Annotated in this window: 9 protein-coding genes; 5 read left to right on the top strand and 4 right to left on the bottom strand. The window is 64.1% G+C overall.

The window, feature by feature from the left end; all coding sequences use genetic code 11:
* Positions 1–31 precede the first annotated feature (31 nt).
* Positions 32–619: a uracil-DNA glycosylase family protein gene (locus tag ACLIVD_RS40020; RefSeq protein WP_491933455.1), complete on the top strand. Its 588-nt coding sequence runs from the start codon at positions 32–34 to the stop codon at positions 617–619.
* Between the two features lie 41 nt (positions 620–660).
* Here the strand turns inward: ACLIVD_RS40020 and ACLIVD_RS40025 are convergent, their stop codons facing one another.
* A complete protein-coding gene (locus ACLIVD_RS40025) occupies positions 661–1,038 on the bottom strand; it encodes a DUF488 domain-containing protein (protein WP_491933456.1) in 378 nt (125 codons plus the stop codon).
* Positions 1,039–1,591: 553 nt separating this feature from the next.
* On the opposite strand from ACLIVD_RS40025, the gene ACLIVD_RS40030 reads away from it, so the two are divergent.
* The 4 genes from ACLIVD_RS40030 to ACLIVD_RS40045 all read left to right on the top strand — a co-directional run bounded on the left by ACLIVD_RS40030 (position 1,592) and on the right by ACLIVD_RS40045 (position 4,950).
* Complete coding sequence (locus tag ACLIVD_RS40030) at positions 1,592–3,133, top strand: GAF domain-containing sensor histidine kinase (RefSeq protein WP_491933457.1); 1,542 nt, start codon at positions 1,592–1,594, stop codon at positions 3,131–3,133.
* 348 nt (positions 3,134–3,481) lie between these two features.
* On the top strand, positions 3,482–4,000 hold the full coding sequence (locus ACLIVD_RS40035; RefSeq protein ID WP_491933458.1) for a fluoride efflux transporter FluC: 519 nt from the start codon (positions 3,482–3,484) through the stop codon (positions 3,998–4,000).
* A complete protein-coding gene (crcB, locus tag ACLIVD_RS40040; RefSeq protein WP_491933459.1) occupies positions 3,997–4,362 on the top strand; it encodes a fluoride efflux transporter CrcB in 366 nt (121 codons plus the stop codon). Before ACLIVD_RS40035 ends, crcB begins: the two co-directional genes overlap by 4 nt.
* Positions 4,363–4,515: 153 nt before the next feature.
* Complete coding sequence (locus tag ACLIVD_RS40045) at positions 4,516–4,950, top strand: LytR/AlgR family response regulator transcription factor (RefSeq protein ID WP_491933526.1); 435 nt, start codon at positions 4,516–4,518, stop codon at positions 4,948–4,950.
* Here ACLIVD_RS40045 and ACLIVD_RS40050 read toward each other — a convergent pair.
* The 3 genes from ACLIVD_RS40050 to ACLIVD_RS40060 form a co-directional block, all read right to left on the bottom strand.
* A complete protein-coding gene (locus tag ACLIVD_RS40050; protein ID WP_491933460.1) occupies positions 4,928–6,547 on the bottom strand; it encodes a protein kinase domain-containing protein in 1,620 nt (539 codons plus the stop codon). The two genes, ACLIVD_RS40045 and ACLIVD_RS40050, sit on opposite strands and share 23 nt — an antisense overlap.
* Positions 6,548–6,962: 415 nt before the next feature.
* The gene (locus ACLIVD_RS40055) at positions 6,963–8,249 is read right to left on the bottom strand and encodes an MFS transporter (RefSeq protein ID WP_491933461.1); all 1,287 of its coding nucleotides are present in this window, start codon (positions 8,247–8,249) and stop codon (positions 6,963–6,965) included.
* A gap of 1,505 nt (positions 8,250–9,754) precedes the next feature.
* Positions 9,755–10,900, bottom strand: coding sequence for a citrate synthase 2 (locus tag ACLIVD_RS40060; protein ID WP_491933462.1), 1,146 nt, complete (start codon positions 10,898–10,900; stop codon positions 9,755–9,757).
* Between the last annotated feature and the right edge of the window lie 1,149 nt (positions 10,901–12,049).

The raw sequence follows: 12,049 nt of genomic DNA on the forward strand, positions 1-12,049 counted from the left end.
GTTCAGCCATCGACCCGGGAGTGTACGGAACGTGCAGGAAACGTTGACGCAGTTGCTCGAAGGCATCCGCGCGTGCACACAATGTGAAGACCAACTGCCGTGCGGTCCACGGCCGGTTCTGCAGGCGAGCCAGTCGGCCCAACTGCGCATTATCGGCCAGGCACCCGGGCGAAAGGTTCACGAAACCGGAATCCCGTGGGATGATCCGTCCGGCGATCGGCTGCGTGATTGGCTAGGATTGACGCCGGACCAGTTCTACGATTCGCGCTCGGTCGCCATTATCCCGATGGGTTTCTGTTATCCCGGAAAGGCGAAGTCTGGTGATAATCCACCGCGCCGGGAATGCGCGCCCATTTGGCATGGGGCGCTGAATGATCATTTGACCGACGTAAGGCTTACTTTGTTGGTTGGTAAGTATGCACAAGATCATTATTTGCGTAACCGCCGTAAGGCGACGCTGACCGATACCGTCAAGGCATCGAAAGAATATCTTCGGCTGGGCTACCTTCCACTGCCGCATCCCTCTCCCCGCAACCAGCCGTGGCTCGCCAAGAACCCGTGGTTTGAGGAGGAACTGATACCGGGGGTCCAAGCCATAGTTCGTTCGCTGGGCCTCTGAGAATTGACGTTAGATGTCGTTTAATGGCAATCCCTTCTGGATCATGACGGGTCGGGTGCTCTGACGAGGCCGGCAAGGACCGTTGCCTCACTAATCGCGGGGTGTCGTGTCGCGGTGAGCAGTGTGAGCATCTGCTGACCTGCGAGCTCGCGTAGGTGCATCAGCGCCGAGGCCCGGTCCGGATCGGAGAGTTCAGCCTGGTAGCGGCGGTCAAATTCGTCAAAACGTGCCGGGTCGTGGCCATACCACTTGCGCAGTTCGGTCGAGGGCGCAATCTGTTTGCACCACTCGTCCAGGTGCGCACGTTCCTTGCTGATCCCACGCGGCCAGATCCGATCGACCAGTACCCTGGTGCCGTCCTCTGGGGCGGGATCGTCGTATATCCGGCGGACCTGGACATGTCGTCGTGCGCCCGGCATCACGCTACTCCCTGTCGTCGGCTATGAGCCACTTGCTATTCGCCCCCACCCATTCGGGGCAGCCCCGGCAATACTGCCCTGGAGTTCCAGCCACCTCAAGAAGCGAGGTGGCGATGGGAAAGGGAGCGATGTTCACGGTAGCGCGTTTCGTGGTCGATCGGCGATAGCTAGTCGACCACGGGGGAAGTCGAACCGCGTTGAACCAGCGCATGCATTCGGCCGTTTCCTCTCCTCCCATGCCCGCCGGACCACGCGTGCTCACGATGGATCAGCTCGGTCTTGAAATCAGATCACCGATTCCATTGGTGTGTAATCGAGGGTGACAACCTGAGAGTTGCAGCTAGCGCAAGGCCGTTTGCGCGGAGCGAATTGGCTCGTTTGGAATAGAGGGGGCGGTGCTCCTCGATATATGCTCATCGAGGTCTGTCCGAGAGATTCACGACTGATCCGAGCATGCACGATGACGCGAAAGTGGTCACGGTCGTCGATGGGAGCGCTGTCGCGGCGCGGCGCAGCGCCCCCTTGGGCGGCTTACGATGCGGACGCGCACCAGATGCCTGCGCGTCTGATATCGCTCCTGGTGCGTCCGACCACCCCGCCGTTATGGTTGGGAATCGTGGTCGCTACCACCATGATCATCGTGGAAACCGTTGTAGTGCACCAGCTGAACAAGGTAGCGCCGCAGAACGCCTTCGGTGCGGTGTTCCTGCTCGGAGTTCTGGTGGTCGCGGCGCGGTGGGGATTCGCGCTGTCGGTGCTGACGACAGTGGTGAGCGCGTTCGTCTACGTATACTTCCACCTCCAGGTGGAGGGAACTCTGTTTCCGACCAAGGCCAGCGACTGGGTGGCCATCGTGGTCTTCTTGCCCGTCGCGCTGGTGGCCAACCTCATGGCGGGCCAGGCCAGATTGCGCACTGCGGAGGCGGTTCTGCGCCGCCGGGAGGCCGAGGCGAGCCGGGACGAGCTCGCGATCCTCGCCGAACACCAAGCCGCACTACGCCGGGTTGCGACTTTAGCGGCGCGCGGGGCCAGCCCTCCGGAGGTCTTCACGGCGGTGGCCGAAGAACTCGCGCTCTGGCTGCATGTGGTCAACGCCGTGTTGCTTCGCTACGAGGGAGAGGGCACCGCGACGTTGGTCGCCGTTCGATACGAGCCGGGGATGACGCGGATGCCCGTCACCGGGGACCGGATCTCGACGGAGGGCGACGACGTCGGGGCGATCGTCCTGCGCACCGGCCACGGAGCCAGGATCGACAACCACGAACATGTCGGAGGGGCAGTTGCGACGCGTATTCGTGCCGAGGGCTTCGGATCGATCGTGGGAGTCCCGATCGTCGTGGACGAACGGGTGTGGGGCGCGGCGATCGTCGGATCGCGGCGCACCGAGCCGCTGCCCGGGGACACCGAAGCCCGACTCGGTGACTTCGCCGATCTCGTCGCGACCGCGATCGCGAATGCTGCGACCCGTGCCGAACTGATCGCCTCGCGGGCCAGGATCGTCGCGGCCGCCGACGAGGCGCGGCGTCGCCTGGAACGTGACCTGCACGACGGGGCCCAGCAGCGGCTGGTGTCGCTCGGACTCGAGGTGCGTATGGCGGAGGCGTCGGTGCCGGCCGACTGGGCGGACGTGCGGGAGCAGCTGTTGGCAATCGCCTCGGGGCTCAACGGCGTGTCGGAGGATCTGCGTGAACTCTCGCACGGAATCCATCCGGCGATCCTGTCGAAGGGCGGGCTGGGATCGGCGGTCCGGACGCTGGCTCGACGCTCGGCAGTGCCCGTGACTGTCGATGCCGCTGTCAAGCGCCGATTCACGGAATCGGTCGAGGTTGCCGCATATTACGTAGTGGCCGAGGCGCTCACCAATGCTGCCAAGCACGCTCGGGCCTCTGAGGCGAACGTGTCCATGAGCGTGGAGGGAGACTATCTCCACCTGGTGATTCGAGATGACGGTATCGGCGGCGCCTCGTCCGGTGCAGGCTCCGGACTGATCGGACTACAGGACCGTGTCGAGGCCCTCGGCGGACAGATGCAGGTCACGAGTCCGCCTGGTCACGGGACCACGCTGAACATCACCATCCCGGTAACCGGCGAGTAATTAAGGGGCCGGGCTGCCCAACGGACCCTTGGTTCCGCCCGGAGCGACATACCAGGGGATCCCACCAATCCCACACCACCGAACCGCTCGATGCCGCCGGGATGCCCGACGAGTGCCTGAGATCTGCCTTCACGATGAATCGGTCGAATTTGTCCGACTCGATCGCGGATGCAGAGGTCTGAGCTACGCAGTAGCCGGTATTGCAGTTACCTGCAATACCGAGGTTGGGGCTGGTTGCATCCGCAAGGTCATGCTGGCGGCGGCGATGTCGAACCGCGTTTGCGTGAGAATTTACATCAACCCGCCACTCGATCCACCCCTTGCTGGCGCCACACAGAATTGGACACCATGACGGAACGGCAGCAAGCACTTGCGCGAAGGGACTGGACCTTCCGGCAGGCAACCGGGCACGATACGGATGTTCTGGCTAGGCCAAACCGATCGTTCGTCGGATATAGAGGGCGTGAGGTGGCCGCGGTCGGTGCCGGTGGACTAGTTGGCACCCCACTGCGTTTTCAGCTCGGTGTGTGGTTTCATGAGGTGGCCGGTGGGTGGCCGGTGACCACGTTCGCGATCAACGTGGCCGGGGCGTTTCTGCTCGGTTTGCTACTCGAGGCTTTGATTCGGCTAGGCCCAGACACTGATTGGCGGAAGCGGTTACGCCTGGGGGCGGGAACTGGACTGCTTGGCGCCTTCACCACCTACAGCACCTTCGCCGTCGATACTGATCTGCTGCTGCGCGGGCATCAGTGGTGGACCGCTGGCAGCTACGCGGTGGGCACGATCCTCGTGGGTATGATCGCCACTACCATCGGTATCGTCGCCGGGGCGCAGGTGCGATCACTTCGGCCGAAGGCGAAATCATGATGATGTTGTGGATCGCCTGCGCGGGTAGCGCGGGCGCTGCTTGCAGGTTCATGTTGAACGGAGCTATCGAACACCGCCATGCGGCCAAGTTTCCGTGGGCGACGGCGGTGATCAACGTGACGGGGTCCCTGGTCCTCGGTTTCGTGGCCGGGCTGGTGCTATTCCACGATGCGCCGCAGGAGTTGCAGTTGATCTTGGGTGTTGGGTTTTGTGGGGGATATACCACCTTCAGTACCGCCAGTTTCGAGACCATGCGACTGTTTCAACGCGGAAGATACCGGGTCGGGATCGCGAATGCAGTCGTGCCCTTGCTGGCGACCGTCGTTGCCGGCGCGATTGGGCTCGCTCTGGCCGGGATGTGACAACGCCGTGGGTCCCCGCGGGTCACGAGATGCTGCGACGCTGACACTGCCCGCTCGTGTCGGCCTCTGCGCCTCCATCGTGATTACGCTCTGCACGCCGTGCCGGGTGTTTTCCTGCTAGCAGGAATGCGTACCGGGGGTATCGGGTCCACCATGGGATGCATGGTGTTGCAACTCGGTCGTCTACGGTGCGTGATCGTCGATGACAGCCCAACCTTTCTCAATGTTGCTCGGAGACTCCTTGAGCAGCAGGGCATCGCGGTGCTGGGTACTGTTTCGAATACCGCCGACGCGATACGTACGGCCACGGAGTTGCAGCCCGATGTGATCCTGGTGGACGTCGAACTCGGACCGGAGAGTGGCTTCGACCTCGCGGAGCGGCTCGACGCAGCGGTGTTCCCGGCTGCGGTGATCTTGATTTCCACTCACGCCGAGCAGGACCTGGCGGAGTTGATCTCCGGGAGCCCCGCGGTGGGTTTCGTGTCGAAGTCCGAGCTGTCGTCCGAGGCGATCCGGGGACTGCTCGGCGCCGGTGACGGAACCGAAGGGGAGCGGGTGGCTCCGGTCAGCGGGCCTCGAGGAAGGTGACGACCGCGAGTACTCGTCGGTGATCGTCGCCGGTCTCGGGGAGGTTCAGTTTGGTGAGGATGCTGCGTACGTGTTTCTCGACGGTGCCCTCGGTGACCCACAGCCGGTGGGCGATGCCGGCGTTGGAACGTCCTTCCGCCATCTGGGCCAGTACCTCCCGCTCCCGCGCGCTGAGTGCGGCGAGTGGGTCGTTGCGCCTGCGGGCGGAGACCAACTCCTGCACCAGCGCGGGGTCGACGACGGAGGCCCCCGCGGCGATGCGCTGGAGGGTGTCGATGAAATCGTCCACGTCGGTGATGCGGCTCTTGAGTAGGTAGCCGATTCCGCGGCCGCTGGCGAGTAGCTCCATCGCGTGTTCGACGTCGGCGTGCGCGGACAGGACCAGGATGCCGACTTCGGGGAATTCGTCGCGGATCGCGCGGGCGGCGTCGAGCCCTTCGGTGGTGTGGGTCGGGGGCATTCGGATATCGACCATCACCAGGTCGGGGGCTCGCTCGCGGACCAGGTCGAGGAGTGTGGTTGCGTCGCCGGCCTGGTCCAGGACGTCGAAGCCGGAGCGCGTGAGCAGGCTCGCCACACCCTCGCGGAGCAGGACGTCGTCTTCGGCCAGGATCACCCGCAGCCGTGTCGTCACCGGCCTGCTCTCCGAACTTGCCCGTGCCCGAGCCGATTGCGGATGGTCGCGGTCGTGGGGGTCGCCGAGGTCGGTGGGCACGGCCATGGCGTCGACGGTCAGGCCGTGGCGGCGCTGGATCCGCCGCAGTTCCTCACCGAACTCGGCGGCGGTCGCGGTTCGATCCTCGGTGTTGCCCGTCATCGCATGGTTGATGGCGGAGCGCACGTCGGCGGGTATGTCGGTCTGGGTGGCACCGGGCAATGTTCCTTCGGTGGTCTGCGGCACCTGAGTGGCCGTCTGCTCGGCTCGGGGGGCGTGACCGTTGAGCGCGCACAGCAGCGTGGCCCCGAGGCTGTAGAGATCCGACGCCGGTGTGGGGGTCTGTCCCTGGAGCACCTCGGGTGCGGTGAACGCGGGGGAACCGGAGATGAGGCCGGTGGCGGTCTCGAAGCCACCGGCGATTCGCGCGATGCCGAAGTCGGTCAGTTGAGGCTCCCCGTATTCGGTGAGCAGGATGTTCGCGGGCTTGATGTCGCGGTGGAGGGTGCCGCGCCGGTGTGCCGTCTCGAGCGCCCCGGCGATCTTGACCCCGATATGCAGACAGTCCTGCCAGCTCAGAGGGCCCGCCTCGCGGATCAGCGCGTGGAGGGAATCGCGTGGGTGGTACTGCATCACGATGTAGGGCACGCCCGATTCCGTGGTGCCGCTCTGGAAGATGCTGACGATATTGGGATGCCCGGACAGTTTGCCCATGGCGTGCTGTTCGCGGAGGAACCGGTCGAGATTGTCCGAGTCGAGGGCGGCGGCAGTGAGCACCTTGATGGCAACAGTGCGCTCGAGGGAGCGCTGCCAGCAGCGGTAGACCGCTCCGAAACCGCCACGTCCGACTTCGTGGGCATCGTCGAACCCGGCCGCGGCCAGCTCTACTGCAATCGCCGAGAGCGGATCGGACCGCGTCGCCGGAGGATGGAATTCGGCCATCGTCGACCCCGAGTTTCGCAGTTCGTGAGAAAAGCGCTCGATCACCGTCGAAGTGACCGACTTCGAGAATACTCATCGACCCCGCCGCTGGGCACTATTCTGGGTCGATGTTTGGGCGCGACGGCCCTGCTCGCCTGCGAGGAATGAGATCAGTGTCAGGAGCTAGCGTCGCCCGCGCTCATGGACATCTGTGCCGGCGATGGTTCGACCGCCTATCTCGGAGTGCTGGGTTCCAACCGTCGAAGATACTAATCGGCCCTGCGGTCCTGCCGCCTGGGCAGCGCCGGCGGTGCTGGGCTGGTTCTGCATCCCGTTGCTGCAGCCGCGGGCGCGACGTGGTAGGTGACCACGGCGGCGCATCCTTCGGGTGTCGAGGCGAAACCATTCGAGCGGATATCCGCGGCTGGCCCAGCCATCATGGTTGCGGCGGCCAGTGAGCAGCTACCTCCGATTCTGCTCCCTCGATCGAGGGGTGAGTGTGGATCGTATGAGGATGTGTGGTTCCCCGGCGAGACAAGACGACACCGAGGACTGAGGCCGCACCGCACGCGGCGGCTCCTACGAACAGCGTCGCCGCTGCGCTGACGTTACCGATGGCACCGATGATCGGCGCACCCAATGGGGTACTTCCCAAAAACGCCGTCGACCACAAAGCGGTCACGCGGCCGCGATAGGTCGGCGGTGCGGCCAGCTGGATCGTGCTGTTTCCACTGGTGAGGAAGGTGATGCTGGTCAGGCCGACGAGGAACAGGAGCGGGACCGCCAACCACGCATCCGGTGCCAGCCCCGTCGCCAACATCGCGCAGCCGTACAACGCGGACGTGACGATCAGCCGATGCAATCCGGTCGCAGGGTGGCGGGTGTTCCACAGCCCCCCAATCACGGATCCGGCGCCGAATGCCGCGATCAGCCAGCTGTACGTGCTCGGGGTTCCGTGCAGCGCATATTTGGCGAAGACCGGCAGACTGACCTCAAACTCGTATGTCAGCGTTCCGATCAGTGCCATCATCGCGACTGGCCCGACGATCTCCGGCACGGTGACGGCGTATCTCAGTCCCTGGCGAAACTGGCCGGCGGCGCGGCGCGTGGCGACTACCGGGTTCAGACCCGCGACGTGCATGGTGGCTAACGCAACGAGAACGGCAGCGAAGCTTGCCGCGTTGACGTAGAAGCACCACGCTAGGCCGGTAGTGCTCACCAGCACCGCAGCAACCAGCGGTCCGACAGCACGACCGACATTGACGAATGTGCTGTTAAGCGTCACGGCGTTGCGAACGAGCCCGGGTTCGACCATTTCCGGGATGAACGCCTGGCGTGCAGGGTTGTCCATCGCACTCATGCATCCGAAACCAAGTGCGAGGACGAACACGTGCCAGAGGACGATGACGCCGGTCGCAACAAGAGTGCCGGTGATGAGCGAGAGCAGCCCCAGGACGGTCGCTGTGATCATCAACAAATGGCGCTTGTCATACCTGTCGACGAGCACGCCGGCGTAGGGCGTGAACACCAGCACCGGCAGGTAGCGCGCCGCGGTCGCGAGTCCGAGCATCATCGGTGAATGAGTCAGTTGCAAGACCAGAAGTGCCTGGGCGACTGTCTCCGTCCAGGACCCGACTAACGAGATACTCTGTCCTGAAACGAAGCGGCGAAAGTTGGGAGCCGAGAGAGCGGCGAAACTCGAAGTCTGCTCGAGTTTGTGCACGTCCATACTCCTTACAGACTCGAAGGATCACTGATCCTGCTCGGGTGCAACTTCCACGATCCCAGCGGAGGCGCTTGAGATCTTCGCCGCCAGCGTCCATCTGCAATACCTGCTAGCTGCAAGGGCGGGTGCGTCTGCGAGTGACTACTCGGGGGCCGCCGAGTTCTGCTGTTCGCGGTGGAAGGGTCAGGACTCGCCCGGCAGGCATGAGGGCGTGACGGAGCAGAGGCAATCGCATGTCCAATTTCTCGGAGGTTGATCAGGGGGCGGCCAACCTCGTCGTCGAGTAGGTGGTGCATTGTGCTTTTCCGGTAACGACCCCCTAGGTTCGGGGTAACCCCTCCGCGTCGGAGGGCCGGAAACGCCGTCTGGATTTCGCGACATCGCGGTGAAGTAGGTGTTGGACGGTTACGGTGTCGTCCCGCGGGCGATTTCGGCGAGCGAGCCTTCCATGACACTTAGGCCATGATGACGGTGGCGTGAGTCGCGCCATTGACTCGATGGATTCCACGGCCACCCTGTCGCGAAGGCTTCCCGCTGTTGATCGAATTTCTGTGACTATCTCATAGTAGCTATTGCTATCTGCGGCAGGTGGATTGGTGAGGCTGCGGAGTACCTGGGCATGTCGGTGGCGGGGTGCGTTAGGCGGCGTCGAGGGTCGGTTGCCGTCTCGGCGTACCGGTGCGGGGCACCGGATATTTGATCTCGCGGATCTGGACGTTGACCTGGGCAGGCCTGCGTCGGGTTCGGTGTCGCCGGAACGGGTGGAGGCGCTGTATGAGGTTGCCCCTTGAAGGTGGACACCGCATGAAATCCGGTGTCCACCTTCAAGGGGCAACCTCATTCCCGCACGGGAGGGATCGATGGTTCCTGACTCAGGCTCGCCTGAGACTGATCTTGGCAGGACCAAACTTGCGACAACCCCGACCGCTGCCCCGACCACCCGGTGGTAATAGGCCCATCAGATCAGGTCTGCGTGGACCATCGCTGGGGAGGTGGTCCGGTAGAACGACATGGCCGGCGCCAGCGCCGCTGCGCATCCCATCACGGAGTATGGGGAGCTGGCTCGCCTGAGTGCTGGAGTCCGGATCGATGCCCGCGGCCGAAGCTCGCCCGCTGGTCAATGTCCTTCGGTGATTCACGCACGCATCCCGACCATTGCCGGTTTACCCGGATGGATTCCACACGGTCACTGCCGAACTGGGCACGTGCCTGCCTATGTCTAACCACAGGACGCCCGCCCGAGAGGAAACCGGCACGCCGATAGAGTCGGCCGCGCAGCGCCGGTAGGTCTTGTTGGAATTCGAGCGCATCTTGCGGCCTCCGCCGGAGATGGTATTGATCCCGGAGAATTGAGAGGCTTGACCTGTACTGAGGGCACCCAGGAGGGAGGTCTCGGACTCGTCGCTTCCGCTCTTATGGTCATTCAGTTCAACATTTTGCCGAACAGATTGTGAGTCAGGACTATTCGCGCCCGTCTCTTCCTTAACGAGGACGTCGAATTGTCAGTTGGTATGGGCGATCTGGTCCCAGCCCTCGACATCATCAGCTCGGCGGGGTGCGGGTCCGGTGTAGATGGCGGCGGGGCGGACGAGTTTGCCGAGCCGTTTCTGTTCGAGGATGTGGGCGCACCAGCCGGCGGTGCGGCCGCAGGTGAACATCGCGGGCATCATGTGCGCGGGGACCTCGGCGAAGTCGAGGATGACCGCGGCCCAGAATTCGACGTTGGTTTCGATGGCCCGGTCGGGGCGGCGTTCGCGCAGTTCGGCGAGGGCGGCCTGCTCGAGGGCGGCGGCCGCCTCGTAGCGGGGGGCGTTCAGCCGTTGGGCGGTGGCGCGGAGCACCCGGGCGCGGGGGTCTTCGGCGCGGTAGACGCGGTGCCCGAAGCCCATCAGCTTTTCCTTGCGGTCGAGGATGCCCTTGACCAGGGCGCGGGCGTCGCCGGACTTCTCGGTGTCTTCGATCATCGGCAGGACGCGGGCGGGGGCGCCGCCGTGCAGGGGGCCGGACATCGCGCCGATGGCCCCGGACAGGGAGGCGGCGACGTCGGCGCCGGTGGAGGCGATGACGCGGGCGGTGAAGGTGGAGGCGTTCATGCCGTGTTCGGCGGCGGAGACCCAGTAGGCGTCGATGGCGGCGACGTGGGCGGGGTCGGGGTCGCCCTTCCAGCGGACCATGAACCGTTCGGTGACGGTGTTGGCTTCGTCGATGCGTTTCTGCGGGACGGCGGGCTGGTAGATGCCGCGGGCGGACTGGGCGACGTAGGACAGGGCCATGACGGAGGCGCGGGCGAGTTGTTCGCGGGCGGTGTCGTCGTCGATGTCGAGGAGGGGTTGGTATCCCCAGATGGGGGCGAGCATGGCGAGGCCGGCCTGGACGTCGACGCGGACGTCGCCGGTGTGCACGGGCAGGGGGAACGGTTCGGCCGGGGGTAGTCCGGGGCCGAAGCGGCCGTCGACGAGCAGGGCCCACACGTTGCCGAACGTGACGTGCTTGGAGACGAGTTCTTCGATGTCGACGCCGCGGTAGCGCAGGGCGCCGCCGTCCTTGTCGGGTTCGGCGATGTCGCTGGTGAACGCGACCACGCCTTCCAGTCCGCTGACGAAATCGGCTGGTACAGCTATGCGGTCGGTGATCTCTGCAGTAGTCATGGCTGGTCCTCAAATATTCAGGTGGCGTGACTGTTGGTGCGAAAATCAGGATCCGGGTTGAGAAACGGCCGCTAAACCGTTGAAGCAGAGACCAGAGCGGTGCCGGAGTTTCGCTATCGTCGACTCAGTCTGAGCGCACAGGGTCGACCCAGCGTCGTCTTCACAATCTATGTCCACTCAGCGAACAGGATCCCTGATCGTCGCGACTCCACTAAAACGGTTAGTGACAAACATTTCAATAGCAGTTCGAGTACTGCTCGTGATGCGGACAACCGAATCATGATCGTTCACTCAGTGAACGTAAGACCCGAGTGGTTCGAGAATCGGGCGTGGCGGTCACCCTGGCACTCGAAGGCCCGGCACAGGGCCGACTTGAGGTCCGTGAGAGGCACTGGCGACAGATCGCCCAAAGGACAGCAACCGCTCTCGCGCGACGGTCCGTTGGCTGCCTACGCGCTTATTCGGGTGTCGGCAGGTTTGGTCAGGCGGTACTGGTAACAGTGAGGGCCCGATCGACGTCGCATCTAGTGTGACGCAGTCGAGGTTCGAAATATGAACGAACACCTGGCTTGGTCGATTCGACACGCATAGTCTCAACGCGCATCGATCGCGACCGATCTTCGAGCGTTTGGTTGGTGTGGAGACCCCACCTAAGAGTTGGGCGGGGTTTCGCTTTGCCGGGTCGCAACGGCACGGCACGCGGCACGGGACCCCCCGGCAAGACCCTGAATCGTTCTCAGTCGGTGGGGTCCCCTGTTGCGCAACTTGTCTTGGTGCGAGCGCTGTGGGACAAAGTCTGCGAGAGTGCCCGAGTGAGGCAAAGAGCGCTGGGGCGGAAGTCGCAGCCACCTGCTGCGCCGGAGGGACCGCCACGAGGACGCCCTACTCGGCATCGCACAGTGTTCTCGGAAGGAACCTCGTCAGGCGCGAGAGCAGTGACCGCCAAACTGGTCGGCGCAGTCCTCACGGATTGTCACCCCAGATACCTACTGAAATCCTGCTCTTCCACTTCTCGCTGTGGGCGCGCTGCAGGTGGGCCACTGTTTCTCTGTGAGAGGTTCGCGCTTCCCACGGTTTCGCCTCCGCGACACTATTCGAACTGCCACCCGCCCCAAGGCGGATCTCTACGGGGGGTATGAGCTTCCGGCC

This window comes from Rhodococcus sp. G6(2025), assembly GCF_058628105.1.